The organism is Streptomyces mexicanus (assembly GCF_902506575.1).
GTDB classification, from domain to species: Bacteria; Actinomycetota; Actinomycetes; order Streptomycetales; family Streptomycetaceae; genus Streptomyces; species Streptomyces mexicanus.
Map to the genome: position 1 here is coordinate 4,904,808 of NZ_LR732544.1, position 18,581 is coordinate 4,923,388.

Consider the following 18,581-nt stretch of genomic DNA (forward strand, 5'->3'; position numbering starts at 1 on the left):
GCCGTGACCGCCTCCGGCCGTTGCCGCGAAACCGCAGGTGAGCCCGCCGCTTTCCGTGACCTGCCGACACGCGGCGCGCATTCCGGGCGCACAGCCGGCACAGAGCGCTGTGCAACCCTGTCCCGAGTTGCCCCGTCTGACGGTACGAGCGCCGCCGGCGCGGTACGCGGTCCTACAGGCCGGGGCCGACCCTGACAGCAGGGGGTGACCGACCGGATACGAGAGCTGAGGAGTACATGTCCCCCGAGAGCACGCCGGGCCCGGGCATACCCGGGGACACCGGCTCCACCGCCCCCCGTCGCCGCGCCGGCAAGGGACGCCGCCGCAAGCCCCCCACGGCGCGCCGCCGGGCCCTGACGGTGATGGCCTGGACGGCGGCCGGGATCGTGGTGCTGGGCGGCACCGGCGCCGGGTACCTGTACCTCAAGCTCAACGGCAACCTCACCACCGTCGACATCAACCAGATGCTCGGCGGCGACCGGCCGAAGAAGGCGGACAACGGCTCGGAGAACATCCTGGTCCTGGGCTCCGACACCCGCTCCGGCGGCAACCGAAAGCTGGGCGGCGGCACCGACGACGGCAGCGCCCGCTCCGACACGGCGATGATCGTCCACGTCTACAAGGGCCACAAGAAGGCCAGTGTGGTCTCCATCCCGCGCGACACCCTCGTCGACCGCCCCGAGTGCACCGACGCCCACGGCACCGAGCACCCGGCCGCGCGGAACGTGATGTTCAACGAGGCGTACTCCACCGGCGGCGCGGCCTGCGCCGTCAAGACCGTCGAGTCGCTCACCGGCGTGCGCATGGACCACTACATGGAGGTCGACTTCAGCGGCTTCCGGACGCTCGTCGACGACCTCGGCGGCGTGCGGGTGACCACCACCCGGGCCATCCACGACCCCGACAGCCACCTGAACCTGGACGCGGGCACGCACACCCTGAACGGCCAGCAGGCGCTCGGCCTGGTGCGTACCCGGCACGGCGTCGGCGACGGCTCCGACCTGGGCCGCATCCAGCTCCAGCAGGCGTTCGTGAAGGCGCTGATCGACCAGGTCAAGCACGTCGGGGTGTTCAGCAACCCCAAGAAGCTCTACGACCTGGCCGACACCGCCACCAAGTCCGTCACCACCGACTCCGACCTCGGCTCGGTCAACTCCCTGATCTCCTTCGCCGACGGCCTGAAGGGCATCAGCTCCTCGCACATGACCATGGTCACGATGCCGGTGCAGTACGACACCGGCAACGCCAATCGCGTCGTCATCGACGAACCCAAGGCCCGGCAGGTCTGGACGGCCCTGAGGAACGACCGGCCGATCCCGAGGACGGCCACCGAGGGCACGGCCACCGGCGAGGCCAGGGACGTGGTGAGCAGCGGCCGGGCGCAGTGATCACCGGCCCGCAGGGTCCCCCGCTCGCGGCGGACCCGGCGGGTCCCCCGCCCGCGGCGGAATAGAACACCCCCGCCCCCGGTTTTGGGAGATGGCGCCAGTCCTGGCAGACTGGTACGTCGGCCCCGGTTCACGCCCCCGCAGCCCGCGGCGGCGACCCGGCGCCCTCCCGAAACCTAGGAGACACCTTGAAGCGCGACATCCACCCCGCGTACGTCGAGACGCAGGTCAGCTGCACCTGCGGCGCGTCGTTCACCACCCGCAGCACCATCGAGTCCGGCACCATCCGGGCCGAGGTCTGCTCCGAGTGCCACCCGTTCTACACGGGCAAGCAGAAGATCCTCGACACCGGTGGCCGTGTGGCCCGCTTCGAGGCCCGCTTCGGCAAGGCTGCCGCCGGCTCCAAGAAGTAGCGAGCCCCCATTCGCCGGTCCACGGCCGTACCCTTCACCGAGGGTGCGCCGGGACCGGCGTTTTTGGTCGCCCGCCTTCCCCCACCCCGCAGTATCAGGAGCCGCAAGATGTTCGAGGCCGTCGAGGAGCTCGTCGCCGAGCACGCCGACCTGGAGAAGAAGCTCGCCGACCCGTCGGTCCACTCCGACCAGGGACACGCGCGCAAGCTCAACAAGCGCTACGCCGAGCTGACCCCGATCGTCGCCACGTACCGCTCCTGGAAGCAGACCGGCGACGACATCGAGGCCGCGCGCGAGCTGGCCGCCGACGACCCGGAGTTCGCCGCCGAGGTCAAGGACCTGGAGAAGCAGCGCGAGGAGCTGACCGAGCGCCTGCGCCTGCTGCTGGTCCCGCGCGACCCGAGTGACGACAAGGACGTCATCCTGGAGATCAAGGCGGGCGCGGGCGGCGACGAGTCGGCGCTGTTCGCCGGCGACCTGCTGCGCATGTACCTGCGCTATGCCGAGCGCGTCGGCTGGAAGACCGAGATCATCGACGCCACCGAGTCCGAGCTGGGCGGCTACAAGGACGTCCAGGTCGCGGTGAAGGCCCGCGGGCAGATCGAGCCCGGCCAGGGCGTGTGGGCGCGGCTGAAGTACGAGGGCGGCGTGCACCGCGTGCAGCGGGTGCCCGCCACCGAGTCGCAGGGGCGTATCCACACCTCCGCCGCCGGTGTCCTGGTCACCCCGGAGGCCGAGGAGGTCGACGTGGAGGTCAACCCGAACGACCTGCGCATCGACGTCTACCGCTCCTCCGGTCCCGGCGGCCAGTCCGTGAACACCACCGACTCCGCGGTCCGCATCACGCACATCCCGACCGGCGTCGTCGCCTCCTGCCAGAACGAGAAGAGCCAGCTGCAGAACAAGGAGCAGGCGATGCGTATCCTGCGCTCCAGGCTGCTCGCCATGGCGCAGGAGGAGGCGGAGAAGGAGGCCGCGGACGCCCGCCGCAGCCAGGTCCGCACCGTGGACCGCTCCGAGAAGATCCGCACCTACAACTTCCCGGAGAACCGCATCTCCGACCACCGCGTCGGCTTCAAGGCGTACAACCTGGACCAGGTCCTGGACGGCGACCTCGACGCGGTGATCCAGGCCTGCGTGGACGCGGACTCGGCCGCCAAGCTCGCGGCCGCGTAAGGCGCACGGGCGCCGCCCGGCGGCGCACGCCGGCGGCATCGCACGGCAGGACAGCACGTACGAGCACCGAGCACGGAGGACCAGCGTGCAGCAAGAATTTGGGGGGCGACCCCCAGGCCCCCGCAGCGTGCTGCTCGCGGAGGTGGCGCAGGCCACCCAGCGGCTGGCCGACGCCGGCGTGCCCTCGCCGCGCACCGACGCCGAGGAGCTGGCCGCGTTCGTGCACGGCGTCAAGCGCAGCCAGCTGCACTCCGTGAAGGACGCCGACTTCGACGCCCGGTACTGGGAGGTCGTCGCCCGCCGCGAGCAGCGCGAGCCGCTGCAGCACATCACCGGGCGGGCCTACTTCCGGTACCTGGAACTCCAGGTCGGGCCCGGGGTGTTCGTGCCCCGGCCCGAGACCGAGTCGGTGGTCGGCTGGGCGATAGACGCCGTGCGCGCCATGGACGTGGCCGAGCCGTGCGTGGTCGACCTGTGCACCGGCTCCGGCGCCATCGCGCTCGCCCTCGCCCAGGAGGTGCCGCGCTCGCGCGTGCACGCCGTGGAGCTGAGCGAGGAGGCGCTGGTGTGGACCCGCAAGAACATGGCGGGATCCCGGGTCGATCTGCGCCAGGGCGACGCCCTGACCGCCTTCCCCGACCTCGACGGCCAGGTCGACCTCGTCATCTCCAACCCGCCGTACATCCCGCTGACCGAGTGGGAGTACGTCGCTCCGGAGGCCCGCGACTACGACCCGGAGATGGCGCTGTTCTCCGGCGAGGACGGCCTGGACCTGATCCGGGGCATCGAACGCACCGCGCACCGGCTGCTGCGCCCCGGCGGGGTCGTCGTCATCGAGCACGCCGACACCCAGGGCGGCCAGGTGCCGTGGATCTTCACCGAGGAACGGGGCTGGGCGGACGCGGCCGACCACCCCGACCTCAACAACCGCCCCCGGTTCGCCACTGCCCGCAAGGCGCTGCCGTGACCCCGACGACAGGCGTGACCGGAGTCCCGCATTACGTGTACGAGGAGGCCCGCTGACCATGGCACGGCGATACGACACCAACGACGCGACCGACCGCGTCACCGGTCTGCGCGAGGCCGCGTCCGCCGTCCGCCGGGGCGAACTCGTGGTGCTGCCCACCGACACCGTCTACGGCATCGGCGCGGACGCGTTCTCCTCCGAGGCCGTCGGCGACCTGCTCGCCGCCAAGGGCCGTGGCCGCCACATGCCCTCGCCGGTCCTGATCGGCTCCCCGAACACCCTGCACGGGCTGGTCACGGACTTCTCCGAGAAGGCCTGGGAGCTGGTGGACGCCTTCTGGCCGGGCCCGCTGACCCTGGTCGCCAGGCACCAGCCGTCGCTGCAGTGGGACCTGGGCGAGACCCGCGGCACGGTCGCCGTGCGCATGCCGCTGCACCCGGTCGCCATCGAACTGCTCACCGAGGTCGGCCCCATGGCGGTGACCTCGGCGAACGTCACCGGGCACCCGGCGCCGGAGGACTGCGACGCCGCCCAGGAGATGCTCGGCGACGCCGTCTCCGTGTACCTCGACGGCGGCCCCATCCCCGGCAACACCCCGTCCTCCATCGTGGACGTCACCCGTGAGGTGCCCGTGCTGCTCCGCGAGGGCGCCCTGTCGCCCGAGGAGCTGCGCAAGGTCGTACCCGACCTCGAGGTGGCCAATTGACGCCGCCCGACACGGGGCGTGGCATAGGCGAGCAGGACCGGGCGGACACGCCCCGCGACACCTTCCGCATCCTCCACGTCAGCACCGGCAACGTGTGCCGCTCGCCCATCACCGAGCGGCTGACCCGGCACTTCCTGGCGGACCGGCTCGGCGACCCGGCCGGTGGCGGGCTGATCGTGGAGAGCGCCGGCACCTGGGGCCACGAGGGCGCGCCGATGGAGGCCAACGCCGAGACGGTGCTGGCGGACTTCGGCGCGGACGCCTCCGGCTTCGTGGGCCGCGAACTCCTCGACGAGCACGTCATCACGGCCGACCTGGTGCTCACCGCCACCCGCGACCACCGCGCCCAGGTGATCTCGATGGGGCACTCGGCGGGCCTGCGCACCTTCACGCTCAAGGAGTTCACCCGCCTGGTCAAGGCGATCGACCCGGCCACGCTGCCCCCGCTGGAGGACGGCGTGGTGGAACGCGCGCGGGCCCTGGTCCGCGCCGCCGCCGCTCTACGCGGGTGGCTCCTGGCCCCGACCGCGGAGGCCGACGAGGTGCACGACCCCTACGGCGCCCCGCTGCCGTTCTTCCGGTCCATCGGCGACGAGATACACCAGGCGCTGGACCCGGTCGTGACGGCGCTGACGGGCGTGCCGGCGCGGGCGTGAGAGGGCGGGCGCCGCGGGGTACCCGCGGGGCGTAACAGCCGCGCGGCAGGTCCGGCGCGGGCCTACATTGGACGTACGTCACCGTCGACCGTCCGGAGACCACCATGTCGGTCATCCCCGCCCTCGAGGCCGATGTCCTGCGGCGGCAGGACCCCGAAGTGGCCGACATCCTGCTGGGGGAGCTGGCGCGGCAGGCGACGACGCTGCAACTGATCGCGGCGGAGAACTTCACCTCGCCGGCGGTGCTGGCCGCGCTCGGCTCCCCGCTGGCGAACAAGTACGCCGAGGGCTATCCGGGCGCCCGCCACCACGGCGGCTGCGAGATCGTCGACGCCGCCGAGCGGCTCGCGGTGGAGCGGGCCAGGACGCTGTTCGGCGCCGACCACGCCAACGTGCAGGCCCACTCGGGCTCCTCGGCCGTGCTGGCGGCCTACGCGGCGCTGCTGCGCCCCGGTGACACCGTCCTCGCCCTCGGGCTGCCCTACGGCGGGCACCTCACGCACGGCTCGCCCGCGAACTTCTCGGGCCGCTGGTTCGACTTCGTCGGCTACGGCGTGGACGCCGAGACCGGGCTCATCGACCACGAGCAGGTGCGCACCCTGGCGCGGGCGCACCGGCCCAAGGCGATCGTGTGCGGCTCGATCGCCTACCCGCGCCACCTCGACTACGCCTTCTTCCGGTCGGTCGCCGACGACGTGGGCGCCTACCTCATCGCCGACGCCGCGCACCCCATCGGACTGGTCGCGGGGGGAGCGGCGCCCAGCCCGGTGCCGTACGCCGACGTGGTGTGCGCCACCACGCACAAGGTGCTGCGCGGGCCGCGCGGCGGGATGATCCTGTGCGCCGCCGAGCTGGCCGGGCGCGTGGACCGGGCCGTGTTCCCCTTCACCCAGGGCGGCGCGCAGATGCACACCATCGCCGCGAAGGCGGTGGCGTTCGCCGAGGCGGCCACACCCGCGTTCGGCGCCTACGCCCACCAGGTGGTCGCCAACGCCCGCGTGCTGGCCGCCCAGCTGGCCGCGGAGGGCCTGCACGTGACCACCGGCGGCACCGACACCCACCTGATCACCGCCGACCCGGCCCCGCTGGGTGTGGACGGGCGCACCGCGCGCGGCCGGCTGGCCGCCGCCGGGATCGTGCTGGACTGCTGCGCGCTGCCGCACACCGACTCCCGCGGGCTGCGCCTGGGCACCGCGGCGGTGACCACGCAGGGCATGGCGCAGGAGGAGATGCAGTGGATCGGCGTGCTGTTCGGCAAGGTGCTGCGCGGCGATCTGGACGCCGCCCGGGCCCGGGCGGAGGTGCGGGAGCTGGCCGCCGCGTTCCCGCCGTATCCGCGGTGAGGGGCACCGGGCGCGCGGCGCGGCCGTACGGCGGGGCGGCGCACGCCGGGGGGCCGTACAAACCGGTACACAGACGTACGTGCAACCATCGTCGCTACCCGGAAGTCCCCATACATATGCCTGCGTCGCTAGGGTGTGGGACGGAGATGGCCAGCGAGACCTGTGGGGAAGCCCGTGCGTGAATACCTGCTGACGCTCTGCATCACGGCCGCGGTGACGTACCTGCTGACAGGGCCGGTGCGCAAGTTCGCGATCGTGGCGGGGGCGATGCCGGAGATCCGGGCCCGTGACGTGCACCGGGAACCCACTCCGCGCCTGGGCGGGATCGCGATGTTCTTCGGGCTGTGCGCGGGCCTGCTGGCCGCCGACCACCTGACCAACCTCAGCGAAGTCTTCCAGAAGTCGAACGAGCCGCGGGCGCTGCTGTCCGGGGCCGCGCTGATCTGGCTGATCGGCGTGCTGGACGACAAGTTCGAGATCGACGCGCTGATCAAGCTGGGCGGCCAGATGATCGCGGCGGGTGTGATGGTCATGCAGGGTCTGACGATCCTGTGGCTGCCGGTCCCGGGCGTGGGCACGGTCGCGCTCACCCAGTGGCAGGGCACGCTGCTGACGGTGGCGCTGGTCGTGATCACGATCAACGCGGTCAACTTCGTCGACGGGCTGGACGGCCTGGCCGCCGGCATGGTGTGCATCGCGGCCGCCGCGTTCTTCATGTACGCCTACCGGATCTGGTACTCGTACGGCATCGAGGCCGCCGCCCCGGCCACCCTCTTCGCCTCCGTCCTGATGGGCATGTGCCTGGGCTTCCTGCCGCACAACATGCATCCGGCGCGGGTCTTCATGGGCGACTCGGGCTCGATGCTGATCGGCCTGGTGCTGGCGGCGGGCGCGATCTCGGTGACCGGGCAGGTCGACCCGGACCTGATGAACCTGTTCACCGGCTCCGAGCGCAACTCCGTGCACCAGATGGTGCCGGTCTACATCCCGCTGCTGATGCCGCTGACGATCATCGCGATCCCGGCCAGCGACTTCATCTTCGCCGTGGTGCGGCGCACCTGGCGCGGCCAGTCGCCGTTCGCCGCCGACCGCGGCCACCTGCACCACCGGCTGCTGCAGATCGGCCACTCGCACAGCCGGGCCGTGCTGATCATGTACTTCTGGGCGGCGCTGATCGGCTTCGGGGCGCTGGCGTACTCGGTGAACTCCGCGTCGATGTGGATCGTGCTGGGCATCGTCGTCCTCAGCTTCATCGGCCTGGTGCTGCTCCTGCTGCCACGGTTCACGCCCCGGGCGCCGCGCTGGGCCGAGCGGTTCGTGCCGCCGCGCTACCGCCGCCGTCGCCCGGGTGCGGCGCCGCGGACGGCCCCGGCCGCCTCCGGGCCGGCCACGGCCGACGCCCCCTGCGAGGGCGCCGCTGCCGCCGAGGCCGGCGAGAGCGGGGAGCGGGCGGCGCGCATCGCGGCGACCGTGGCGGGTGTCAACGGAGCGAGTGCGCTGGGCGCCCGTTCGCGTCTCCTGGACGGGCGGAAAGCGGAAACCTCGCGCTGACGGCCAAGGTAAGAATCTGACTAAAGCGTTGCCGATTCATGGGGGTGCAATCTCCCGCGTTTCCGGGCAAATTGGTCACGTTTTTGCACACTCGGGCACTGTCGATCTCATGTGTGACAGCAAGCACACCCAGCAGGTAAAGACCTCATCAAATAGTTTGTGATACGGTTCACGAGAACCCCGGATACAGCCGAAGGACCCGAGTGCGAGGGCCCCTTGGTGTGGAGGACCCTCGTCCGAACCGGGGACTACGCTCGTCCATGACGACACCCCTGCCCCCTGTGAAAGCGGAGTTGCCGCCATGCCGTCCAATGACGTCCGGAACCTACTGCACACCGCAGTGCCCACCGCCGCTGTCGGTGTGGTCGCGGTGGCGGTCAGCGGTGCGGTCGCCGGCGGCAAGGGCGCGATCGGAGCCGTGGTCGGTGCAGCCCTCGCGATTCTCTACATGGGGATCGGCCTGTACGTGCTGCAGTGGACGGCGAAGTCGTTGCCGCAGCTGTTCCAGGCCATGGGCCTCATGCTCTATGTCGCCCAACTCCTGCTGCTCATGATCTTCCTGGCCCTCTTCAAGGGCACCTCTCTGTTCAATGCGAAGGCGTTCGCGTTCTCGCTCGTCGTCGCGACCGTCGTATGGATGGCCGCACAGGCGCGCGCGCACATGAAGTCCAAGATCTTCTACGTGGAACCGGACTCCGAGAAGAACGAGAAGTCCCAGAAGACAGGGTCCTCGTCGTGAGGGGTAGGGCCGGGATAAAGACGTGTGTGATCTCCTGCTATCGTCCGGTGCCAACTGCGGCATCGCGGGCGCGGGCATCTGAGCTGACGCCTGCTCGATCGCGAGGCTCGATGCCCGCCGGCCGCCCCCACATCCGTAACACCAGTCCGGTGCCGACCCGCGGCTGCGCGCCGCGCCGACACAACGAGGTTGCCGTATCCATGCGCCACGCCGAAGGAGCCCGCGGTGAGTGCTGACCAGACCACGCTCGCCTTTGACTGGAGTTGCCGCGTCTTCGCCGAGAACGGCTGCGGCTTTCCGTCGCCGGGCCTGCACTCCTTCATCTTCAAGCCGATGTTCACCGTCGGCGGCTACGACTTCGACAAGCCGATGCTGCTCGCCATCGTCACCACGGTGGTCGTCGTCGGCTTCTTCTGGGCCGCTTTCAGCAGGGCCAAGGTCGTTCCCGGCAAACTCCAGATGGTCGGTGAGGCCGGCTACGACTTCGTGCGCCGCGGCATCGTCTACGAGACGCTCGGCAAGCGCGAGGGCGAGAAGTACGTCCCGCTGATGGTGTCGATCTTCTTCTTCGTCTGGATCATGAACCTGTGGTCGATCATCCCGGTCGCCCAGTTCCCGGTCACGTCGATCATCGCCTACCCGGCCGCCCTGGCCGCGATCGTCTACGTGACCTGGATGGTCCTGACGTTCAAGAAGCACGGCTTCGCCGGCGGCTTCAAGAACCTCACCGGTTACGACAAGTCGCTCGGCCCGGTGCTGCCGCTCGTGGTGGTCATCGAGTTCTTCTCGAACGTCCTGGTCCGGCCGTTCACGCACGCGGTGCGTCTGTTCGCCAACATGTTCGCCGGTCACCTGCTGCTCGTGATGTTCACCGTCGCCAGCTGGTACCTGATGAACAAGTGGCTGATCGTCGCCGGCGCCGTCTCGTTCGTCATGGCCATGGTCATGATCCTGTTCGAGCTCTTCGTCCAGGCCGTCCAGGCGTACGTCTTCGTCCTCCTGGCCTGCTCCTACGTTCAGGGCGCTCTCGCCGAGCACCACTGAGCCGTACGAACCGCCCCGTCACAGTCGTCCGGTGGCCAACCCCCACCGGTCCTTGAAAGAGAAGGAAGAATCAGCATGGCTGCCACTGAGACCCTCGCCGCCGTCACCGGCTCCATCGCCTCCGTCGGCTACGGCCTCGCCGCCATCGGTCCCGGCATCGGCATCGGCATCATCTTCGGCAACGGCACCCAGGCGCTCGCCCGCCAGCCCGAGGCCGCCGGTCTGATCCGTGCCAACCAGATCCTGGGCTTCGCCTTCTGTGAGGCGCTCGCCCTCATCGGCATCGTCATGCCGTTCGTTTACACCTACAAGTAAACCGCGGCCGACGACCCACCCCCATCAGGGAAAGGCACTGATGACATGCAGCTGACACAGCAGCTGGTGCAGCTGGCGGCGGAGGAGCAGCAGAACCCCCTCATCCCGCCCGGCCCCGAGCTGGTCATCGGCCTCATCACCTTCGCGATCGTCTTCTTCTTCCTCGGGAAGAAGCTCCTGCCGAACATCAACAAGGTTCTCGAGGAGCGCCGCGCGGCGATCGAAGGCGGTATCGAAGAGGCCGAGGCCATGAAGGTCGAGGCCCAGAGCGTCCTCGAGCAGTACAAGGCCCAGCTCGCCGAGGCCCGGCACGAGGCCGCTCGCCTGCGCCAGGAGGCCCAGGAGCAGGGCGCCGCGCTCATCGCCGAGATGCGGGCCGAGGGCCAGCGTCAGCGCGAGGAGATCGTCGCCGCCGGCCACGCCCAGATCGAGGCCGACCGCAAGGCCGCCGCGGCCACGCTCCGCCAGGACGTCGGCAGGCTGGCCACCGAGCTGGCCGGCAAGCTCGTCGGCGAGTCCCTCGAGGACCACGCCCGGCAGAGCCGTGTGATCGACCGCTTCCTCGACGAACTCGAGGAGAAGGCCGAGGCCGCGCGATGAACGGAGCGAGCCGTGAGGCTCTGACCGCCGCACGTGAGCGTCTCGACGCGCTGACGGACTCCACGTCCGCCTCCGCCGCGCGGCTCGCCGACGAACTGGCGGCCGTCACGGCACTGCTCCACCGCGAGGTCGGCCTGCGTCGGGTCCTCACCGACCCGGCGCAGCCCGGTGAGGCCAAGGCCGCGCTGGTGCAGCGCCTGCTGGGCGGCCAGGTCGGCGGTCAGACCGTGGACCTGGTGTCGGGCATGGTGCGCGCGCGCTGGTCGCAGCCGCGGGACCTGGTGGACGCGCTGGAGGAGCTGGCGAACCTCGCCGACCTCACCACGGCCGAGCGGACGGGCACGCTCGACAACGTGGAGGACGAGCTGTTCCGCTTCGGGCGGATCGTCTCCTCCAACACCGAGCTGCGCGCCGCGCTGGCCGACCGGGCCGCGAGCGCCTCGGCCAAGTCCGAGCTGCTGCGCCGGCTGCTCGGCGGACGGGTCGATGCCATCACGGAGCGTCTGGTCACGCGCCTTGTGACGGCGCCGCGGGGACGTAGCCTGGAAGCGGGACTGGAGTCCCTGTCCAAGCTCGCCGCCGACCGCCGCAACCGCATGATCGCCGTCGTCACCTCGGCGGTCCCGCTGAGCGACACGCAGAAGCGGCGCCTGGGCGCCGCCCTCGCCAAGCTCTACGGCCGCCAGATGCACCTGAACCTCGACGTGGACCCCGAGCTGATCGGCGGGATCCGGGTGCAGGTCGGCGACGAGATCATCAACGGCTCCCTCGCGGACCGGCTCGACGACGCCGCCCGCCGCATGGCGAGCTAGCAGCAACTCAACAGCAAGACGTTAACGACGGCCCTGGTTGGGCCGTGCAGAGGATTCACCTCTTATCGGGGGGAGTCCCCGACTCGTGGCATACCCCCCGAGTGAAACTTCGGGCCCAACAAGGAGAGCAGGGAACCCAGATGGCGGAGCTCACGATCCGGCCGGAGGAGATCCGGGACGCGCTGGAGAACTTCGTCCAGTCGTACAAGCCGGACGCGGCCTCGCGCGAGGAGGTCGGTACGGTCACCCTTGCCGGCGACGGCATCGCGAAGGTCGAGGGCCTGCCCTCGGCCATGGCCAACGAGCTGCTGAAGTTCGAGGACGGCACCCTCGGCCTCGCCCTCAACCTGGAGGAGCGCGAGATCGGTGCCATCGTCCTCGGTGAGTTCAGCGGCATCGAGGAGGGCCAGCCGGTCACCCGCACCGGTGAGGTCCTGTCCGTCGCGGTCGGCGAGGGCTACCTCGGCCGTGTGGTCGACCCGCTCGGCAACCCGATCGACGGCCTCGGCGAGATCGAGACCGAGGGCCGCCGTGCCCTCGAGCTGCAGGCCCCCACGGTCATGCAGCGCAAGTCGGTGCACGAGCCGATGGAGACCGGCTACAAGGCCGTCGACGCCATGACGCCGATCGGCCGCGGCCAGCGCCAGCTGATCATCGGCGACCGCCAGACCGGCAAGACCGCCCTGGCCGTCGACACGATCATCAACCAGCGCGACAACTGGCGCTCGGGCGACCCGAACAAGCAGGTCCGCTGCATCTACGTCGCCATCGGCCAGAAGGGCTCCACCATCGCGTCGGTCCGCCGCTCGCTGGAGGAGAACGGCGCGCTGGAGTACACCACCATCGTCGCCGCCCCGGCCTCCGACCCGGCCGGCTTCAAGTACCTGGCGCCCTACACCGGTTCCGCCATCGGCCAGCACTGGATGTACCAGGGCAAGCACGTCCTGATCATCTTCGACGACCTGTCGAAGCAGGCCGACGCCTACCGTGCCGTCTCCCTGCTGCTGCGCCGCCCGCCGGGCCGCGAGGCCTACCCGGGTGACGTCTTCTACCTGCACTCCCGGCTGCTGGAGCGCTGCGCGAAGCTCTCCGACGACATGGGTGCCGGTTCGATGACGGGTCTGCCGATCGTCGAGACCAAGGCCAACGACGTCTCGGCGTTCATCCCGACCAACGTCATCTCCATCACCGACGGCCAGTGCTTCCTGGAGTCGGACCTGTTCAACGCCGGTCAGCGCCCCGCGCTGAACGTCGGTATCTCCGTCTCCCGCGTCGGTGGTTCCGCCCAGCACAAGGCCATGAAGCAGGTCTCCGGCCGCCTGCGCGTGGACCTCGCCCAGTTCCGTGAGCTGGAGGCGTTCGCCGCCTTCGGTTCCGACCTGGACGCCGCCTCCAAGGCCCAGCTGGAGCGCGGTCAGCGCATGGTCGAGCTGCTCAAGCAGGACCAGTACCAGCCGATGGCCACCGAGGACCAGGTCGTCTCCGTGTGGGCCGGCACCACCGGCAAGATGGACGACGTCCCGGTCGCCGACATCCGCCGCTTCGAGAAGGAGCTGCTGGAGTACCTGCACCGCAAGGAGCAGGGCCTGATGACCTCCATCAAGGAGGGCGGCAAGATGTCCGACGACACCCTGCAGGCCGTCGCGGACGCCATCGCGGAGTTCAAGAAGCAGTTCGAGACCTCGGACGGCAAGCTGCTCGGCGAGGACACCCCGGCCGCCGCCGCCAAGTGACGTAAGGAAGGGACCTGACTCATGGGAGCCCAGCTCCGGGTCTACAAGCGTCGCATCCGATCCGTCACCGCGACCAAGAAGATCACCAAGGCGATGGAGATGATCGCCGCCTCGCGCGTCGTCAAGGCGCAGCGCAAGGTGGCGGCCTCCACGCCGTACGCGCAGGAACTGACCCGCGCGGTCACGGCGGTCGGCACCGGTTCGAACACCAAGCATCCGCTGACCACGGAGGCGGAGAACCCGACCCGTGCCGCGGTCCTGCTGCTCACCAGCGACCGCGGTCTGGCCGGCGCGTTCAACGCCAACGCCATCAAGGCGGCGGAACAGCTGACCGAGCGCCTGGAGCGCGAGGGCAAGCAGGTCGACACCTACATCGTCGGCCGGCGCGGTGTGGCCCACTACAACTTCCGCGAGCGGAAGATCACCGAATCGTGGACGGGCTTCACCGACGAGCCTTCGTACGCGGACGCCAAGAAGGTGGCGGCCCCCCTGATCGAGGCCATCGAGAAGGACACCGCGGACGGCGGCGTGGACGAACTCCACATCGTCTACACCGAGTTCGTCTCGATGATGACGCAGACGGCCGTCGACTCCCGGCTGCTGCCGCTGCGCCTCGACGAGGTGGCGGAGCAGACGCAGAAGAAGGACGAGATCCTTCCGCTGTACGACTTCGAGCCGTCGGCGGAGGACGTCCTCGACGCCCTGCTGCCGCGCTACGTGGAGAGCCGCATCTACAACGCGCTGCTCCAGTCGGCCGCCTCCAAGCACGCCGCCACGCGGCGCGCGATGAAGTCGGCGACGGACAACGCCGGAGAGCTGATCGAGACGCTCACCCGGCTTGCCAACCAGGCCCGCCAGGCCGAAATCACCCAGGAAATCAGCGAGATCGTCGGTGGCGCGAGCGCCCTGGCCGACGCGACCGCGGGGAGTGACTACTAATGACCACCACTGTTGAGACGGCCACGGCGACGGGCCGCGTCGCGCGGGTCATCGGCCCGGTCGTCGACGTGGAGTTCCCCGTCGACGCGATGCCGGACATCTACAACGCCCTGCACGTCGAGGTCTCCGACCCGGCGAACGCGGGCCAGAAGAAGACCCTGACCCTCGAGGTCGCCCAGCACCTGGGCGAGGGCCTGGTCCGGGCGATCTCCATGCAGCCCACCGACGGCCTGGTCCGCCAGGCCCCGGTGACCGACACCGGCGCGCCCATCTCCGTCCCGGTCGGCGACTTCACCAAGGGCAAGGTGTTCAACACCCTCGGTGAGGTGCTGAACGTCGAGGCCAGCTACGACGGCGAGCGCTGGCCGATCCACCGCAAGGCGCCGAACTTCGACGAGCTCGAGTCGAAGACCGAGATGTTCGAGACCGGCGTCAAGGTCATCGACCTGCTGACCCCGTACGTCAAGGGCGGCAAGATCGGTCTGTTCGGCGGCGCCGGCGTCGGCAAGACGGTGCTCATCCAGGAGATGATCTACCGCGTCGCCAACAACCACGACGGTGTGTCGGTGTTCGCCGGTGTCGGTGAGCGCACCCGTGAGGGCAACGACCTCATCGACGAGATGAGCGAGTCGGGCGTCATCGACAAGACCGCGCTGGTCTTCGGCCAGATGGACGAGCCGCCGGGCACCCGTCTGCGCGTGGCGCTGGCCGGCCTGACGATGGCGGAGTACTTCCGCGACGTCCAGAAGCAGGACGTGCTGTTCTTCATCGACAACATCTTCCGCTTCACCCAGGCCGGTTCCGAGGTCTCCACCCTGCTGGGCCGCATGCCCTCCGCGGTGGGCTACCAGCCGAACCTGGCCGACGAGATGGGCCTCCTGCAGGAGCGCATCACCTCCACCCGCGGTCACTCGATCACCTCGATGCAGGCGATCTACGTCCCCGCCGACGACCTGACCGACCCGGCCCCGGCCACCACCTTCGCCCACCTGGACGCGACGACGGTTCTCTCCCGTCCGATCTCCGAGAAGGGCATCTACCCGGCCGTGGACCCGCTGGACTCCACGTCCCGGATCCTGGACCCGCGGTACATCGCGAAGGACCACTACGACTGCGCCATGCGCGTCAAGAACATCCTGCAGAAGTACAAGGACCTCCAGGACATCATCGCGATCCTCGGTATCGACGAGCTGGGCGAGGAGGACAAGCTCGTCGTCCACCGGGCCCGTCGTGTGGAGCGCTTCCTGTCCCAGAACACCCACGTCGCCAAGCAGTTCACCGGCGTGGACGGTTCGGACGTGCCGCTGGACGAGTCGATCGCCGCGTTCAACGCGATCTGCGACGGCGAGTTCGACCACTTCCCGGAGCAGGCGTTCTTCATGTGCGGTGGTCTCGAGGACCTGAAGAAGAACGCGAAGGAGCTGGGCGTCTCCTGAACTCACCCGTGAGTTCGTGTGAGGGGGCGGGAGCGTCCCGCCCCCTCACGCACGCCTACTAGAATTGACCCCAACACCCGGCACCCCTGCCGGGTGGTGACCCGAGGAGCCACCCTTGGCTGCTGAGCTGCACGTCGAGCTGGTCGCCGCCGACCGCCAGGTCTGGTCCGGCGAGGCCACCCTGGTCGTCGCGCGCACCACGTCCGGCGACATCGGCGTCATGCCCGGTCACCAGCCGCTGCTCGGTGTGCTGGAGTCGGGCCCGGTGACCATCCGTACGAGTGACGGCGGGACGGTCGTCGCCGCGGTGCACGGCGGTTTCGTCTCGTTCGCGGACAACAAGCTGTCGCTGCTGGCGGAGATCGCCGAGCTGGCGGACGAGATCGACGTCCAGCGCACGGAGCGGGAGCTGGAGCGCGCGAAGGCAGAGGGCGACACTCACGCCGAGCGCCGTGCGGACGTACGACTGCGCGCGGCCACGGCGGCGCGCTGAACCCAGCTCGCGATGTGATGACACCACTCAGCCGCGGCCGGTACCGGAGCAATCCGGTACCGGCCGCGGCTGAGGCGGATGTGGGTGTTTTTTCCGTTCCATTACCTAGGAGACGAGGAGGTCGGTGCCGATGGTCCTCGCTCTGACTGTGTGCGGAATCGTGGTCGCGCTCGTGGTGGTGGGACTGTTCGTCTTCGGGCTGCGCCGCCGGCTCATCCAGCGCTCGGGCGGCACGTTCGACTGCAGCCTGCGCTGGGAGGTGGCCGAGGACCCCGACACCAGCGGCAAGGGCTGGAGCTACGGGGTCGCCCGCTACAACGGCGACCGCGTGGAGTGGTTCCGCGTGTTCTCCTACGCACCCCGTCCGCGCCGCCTGCTGGAACGCGCCTCCATCGAGGTGGCCGGCCGCCGGCTGCCCGAGGGCGAGGAGGAGTTGGCGCTGCTGTCCGACGCGGTGATCCTCGTCTGCGTGCACCGCGGCGTCCGCCTGGAACTGGCCATGAGCGAGGACGCGTTGACGGGCTTCCTCGCCTGGCTTGAGGCGGCCCCGCCCGGACAGCGGGTGAACGTCGCCTAGGCAGGGGTACGTTGTGCTCCCGCACTCCGGCACTCCCGCATTCCGGTACTCCGGTCCTCATGACGAAGCTCCCTCGGCCCGCCGACCGGGGGAGCTTCGTGTTTCCCGGGCCTCGTCCGCTTACGACAGGCCGCTGCTGAGGGCGTTCACCAGCTCACCGTCGCTGGTGTCACCGCTGAACTCCCAGAAGAAGGCGCCGCCCAGGCCCTGGCTGTTCGCCCAGGCCATCTTCGACTTGATGGTGGCCGGGGTGTCGTAGGACCACCAGTTGGTGCCGCAGTGCGCGTACGCGGTGCCGGCGACGGTGCCGGTGACCGGGCAGCTGTTCTTGAGCACCTTGTAGTCCTCGATGCCCGCCTCGTACGTGCCGCTCGCCGCGCCCGTCGCGGTGCCGCCCGGGGCGTCCTGGGTGACGCCGGTCCAGCCGCGGCCGTAGAAGCCGATGCCGATGAGCAGCTTGTTCGCGGGCACGCCCTGCGCCTTGAACTTGGCCATCGCGTCGGCGGTGGTGAAGCCGGCCTTCGGGATGCCGGTGTAGGAGGTGAGCGGGGAGTGCGGGGCGGTGGGGCCCTTGGCGTCCCAGGCGCCGAAGAAGTCGTACGTCATCACGTTGTACCAGTCGACGTACGGGGAGGCACCCGCGTAGTCGGTGGCCTCGATCTTGCCGCCGGCCGAGCCGTCGGCGGTGACGGCGGCGGTGACCAGCTCCTTGCCGAACTTGGCGCGCAGCGCGGACATCAGGTTCCGGAACGCCGCCGGGCCGCTGGTGTCACAGGTCAGGCCGCAGGCGTTCGGGTACTCCCAGTCGATGTCGATGCCGTCGAAGACGTCGGCCCAGCGCGGATCGTGCACCAGGTCGTAGCAGGACTGGGCGAAGGCCGCCGGGTTCTTCGCGGCGTCGGCGAAGCCGCCCGACCAGGTCCAGCCGCCGAAGGACCACAGCACCTTGATGTTCGGGTACTTGGCCTTCAGCTGGCGCAGCTGGTTGAAGTTGCCGCGCAGCGGCTGGTCCCAGGTGTCGGCGACGCCGCTGACGGACTGGTCGGCGGTGAACGCCTTGTCGTAGTCGGCGTAGGAGTCGCCGATGGCGCACTTGCCGCCGGTGACGTTGCCGAAGGCGTAGTTGATGTGCGTGATCTTCGACGCGGAGCCGGAGGTCACCAGGTTCTTGACGTTGTAGTTGCGGCCGTAGATGCCCCACTCGGTGAAGTAGCCGAGCTTGACCTTGCTGCCGCCGCCGGTGGGCGGGGGAGTGGTCGTGCCGCCGGTGGTGCGCACGGCGACCGAGCCGCTGACCGGGCCGGTCTGGTCCGCGGTGTCGCGGGCCTGCACGGTGTAGGAGTAGTCCGTGCCGGCGCTCAGGCCGGTGTCCGTGTACGAGGTCGTCGTCACGGTGGCGACCTTCTTGCCGTCGCGCAGCACGTCGTAGTTCTTGACGCCCTTGTCGTCGGTGGCCGCGGCCCAGCTCAGCTTCACCGAGGTGTCGGTGACGGAGGAGGCGGTGGGGGTGCCGGGCGCGGAGCTGTCTCTTATACACCTCCGACGCTGCCGACGACCCCCTACCCTCCCCCCTTTCCCCTCCCTATGCCTCTTCTCACCCCTACCCCTCTCCCACGCCCTCCGGCCGCCACTCTCTCATCTCTCGGCACATCTCTCACTGTACACTCCTGTGCCTCTCCTGCCATCTCTCCGC

General features: G+C 69.8%; 18 protein-coding genes and 1 pseudogene. 18 read left to right on the plus strand and 1 reads right to left on the minus strand.

Annotated elements, in window-relative coordinates; translation table 11 throughout:
* The first annotated feature begins 236 nt into the window (after window positions 1-236).
* The 18 genes from GV126_RS22065 to GV126_RS22150 all read left to right on the plus strand — a co-directional run bounded on the left by GV126_RS22065 (window position 237) and on the right by GV126_RS22150 (window position 16,888).
* Window positions 237-1,388, plus strand: a complete 1,152-nt coding sequence (locus tag GV126_RS22065; RefSeq protein WP_159669578.1) for an LCP family protein — start codon at window positions 237-239, stop codon at window positions 1,386-1,388.
* A gap of 188 nt (window positions 1,389-1,576) precedes the next feature.
* Window positions 1,577-1,801 (plus strand): 50S ribosomal protein L31, encoded by a 225-nt coding sequence (rpmE, locus tag GV126_RS22070; protein WP_014675000.1) that lies wholly within the window; start codon window positions 1,577-1,579, stop codon window positions 1,799-1,801.
* A 108-nt stretch (window positions 1,802-1,909) separates the two neighbouring features.
* Window positions 1,910-2,977, plus strand: a complete 1,068-nt coding sequence (gene prfA, locus GV126_RS22075) for a peptide chain release factor 1 (RefSeq protein WP_159669581.1) — start codon at window positions 1,910-1,912, stop codon at window positions 2,975-2,977.
* A 127-nt stretch (window positions 2,978-3,104) separates the two neighbouring features.
* Window positions 3,105-3,944, plus strand: a complete 840-nt coding sequence (prmC, locus tag GV126_RS22080; RefSeq protein ID WP_159669584.1) for a peptide chain release factor N(5)-glutamine methyltransferase — start codon at window positions 3,105-3,107, stop codon at window positions 3,942-3,944.
* A gap of 58 nt (window positions 3,945-4,002) precedes the next feature.
* The gene (locus GV126_RS22085; protein ID WP_159669587.1) at window positions 4,003-4,650 is read left to right on the plus strand and encodes an L-threonylcarbamoyladenylate synthase; all 648 of its coding nucleotides are present in this window, start codon (window positions 4,003-4,005) and stop codon (window positions 4,648-4,650) included.
* Window positions 4,647-5,306 (plus strand): arsenate reductase/protein-tyrosine-phosphatase family protein, encoded by a 660-nt coding sequence (locus tag GV126_RS22090; protein WP_159669590.1) that lies wholly within the window; start codon window positions 4,647-4,649, stop codon window positions 5,304-5,306. The genes GV126_RS22085 and GV126_RS22090 overlap by 4 nt, the downstream gene beginning before the upstream one ends.
* 104 nt (window positions 5,307-5,410) lie before the next feature.
* Window positions 5,411-6,649 carry a serine hydroxymethyltransferase gene (gene glyA, locus GV126_RS22095; protein WP_159669593.1) on the plus strand — a complete coding sequence of 413 codons (1,239 nt, stop codon included), beginning with the start codon at window positions 5,411-5,413 and terminating at the stop codon, window positions 6,647-6,649.
* Between the two features lie 174 nt (window positions 6,650-6,823).
* Window positions 6,824-8,200 (plus strand): MraY family glycosyltransferase, encoded by a 1,377-nt coding sequence (locus GV126_RS22100; RefSeq protein ID WP_159669596.1) that lies wholly within the window; start codon window positions 6,824-6,826, stop codon window positions 8,198-8,200.
* Between the two features lie 301 nt (window positions 8,201-8,501).
* Window positions 8,502-8,939 (plus strand): Cg1360 family ATP-synthase-associated protein, encoded by a 438-nt coding sequence (locus GV126_RS22105; protein WP_159669599.1) that lies wholly within the window; start codon window positions 8,502-8,504, stop codon window positions 8,937-8,939.
* A 225-nt stretch (window positions 8,940-9,164) separates the two neighbouring features.
* Complete coding sequence (gene atpB, locus GV126_RS22110) at window positions 9,165-9,983, plus strand: F0F1 ATP synthase subunit A (protein ID WP_185948300.1); 819 nt, start codon at window positions 9,165-9,167, stop codon at window positions 9,981-9,983.
* A 75-nt stretch (window positions 9,984-10,058) separates the two neighbouring features.
* On the plus strand, window positions 10,059-10,298 hold the full coding sequence (atpE, locus tag GV126_RS22115) for an ATP synthase F0 subunit C (protein ID WP_018571456.1): 240 nt from the start codon (window positions 10,059-10,061) through the stop codon (window positions 10,296-10,298).
* Window positions 10,299-10,349: 51 nt separating this feature from the next.
* Window positions 10,350-10,898: a F0F1 ATP synthase subunit B gene (locus GV126_RS22120; protein WP_159673981.1), complete on the plus strand. Its 549-nt coding sequence runs from the start codon at window positions 10,350-10,352 to the stop codon at window positions 10,896-10,898.
* Window positions 10,895-11,710 carry a F0F1 ATP synthase subunit delta gene (locus GV126_RS22125; RefSeq protein ID WP_159669602.1) on the plus strand — a complete coding sequence of 272 codons (816 nt, stop codon included), beginning with the start codon at window positions 10,895-10,897 and terminating at the stop codon, window positions 11,708-11,710. Before GV126_RS22120 ends, GV126_RS22125 begins: the two co-directional genes overlap by 4 nt.
* 140 nt (window positions 11,711-11,850) lie before the next feature.
* Window positions 11,851-13,443 carry a F0F1 ATP synthase subunit alpha gene (gene atpA / locus GV126_RS22130; RefSeq protein WP_159669605.1) on the plus strand — a complete coding sequence of 531 codons (1,593 nt, stop codon included), beginning with the start codon at window positions 11,851-11,853 and terminating at the stop codon, window positions 13,441-13,443.
* A gap of 21 nt (window positions 13,444-13,464) precedes the next feature.
* The gene (locus GV126_RS22135) at window positions 13,465-14,382 is read left to right on the plus strand and encodes a F0F1 ATP synthase subunit gamma (RefSeq protein WP_159669608.1); all 918 of its coding nucleotides are present in this window, start codon (window positions 13,465-13,467) and stop codon (window positions 14,380-14,382) included.
* On the plus strand, window positions 14,382-15,818 hold the full coding sequence (atpD, locus tag GV126_RS22140) for a F0F1 ATP synthase subunit beta (RefSeq protein WP_159669611.1): 1,437 nt from the start codon (window positions 14,382-14,384) through the stop codon (window positions 15,816-15,818). Before GV126_RS22135 ends, atpD begins: the two co-directional genes overlap by 1 nt.
* A gap of 115 nt (window positions 15,819-15,933) precedes the next feature.
* Window positions 15,934-16,311 (plus strand): F0F1 ATP synthase subunit epsilon, encoded by a 378-nt coding sequence (locus GV126_RS22145; RefSeq protein ID WP_159669614.1) that lies wholly within the window; start codon window positions 15,934-15,936, stop codon window positions 16,309-16,311.
* 130 nt (window positions 16,312-16,441) lie between these two features.
* Window positions 16,442-16,888 (plus strand): DUF2550 domain-containing protein, encoded by a 447-nt coding sequence (locus GV126_RS22150; RefSeq protein ID WP_159669617.1) that lies wholly within the window; start codon window positions 16,442-16,444, stop codon window positions 16,886-16,888.
* Window positions 16,889-17,008: 120 nt separating this feature from the next.
* On the opposite strand, the pseudogene GV126_RS22155 reads toward GV126_RS22150, so the two are convergent.
* Window positions 17,009-18,409 (minus strand): annotated as a pseudogene (locus GV126_RS22155) (glycosyl hydrolase family 18 protein); the annotation flags it as partial.
* Window positions 18,410-18,581 lie beyond the last annotated feature (172 nt).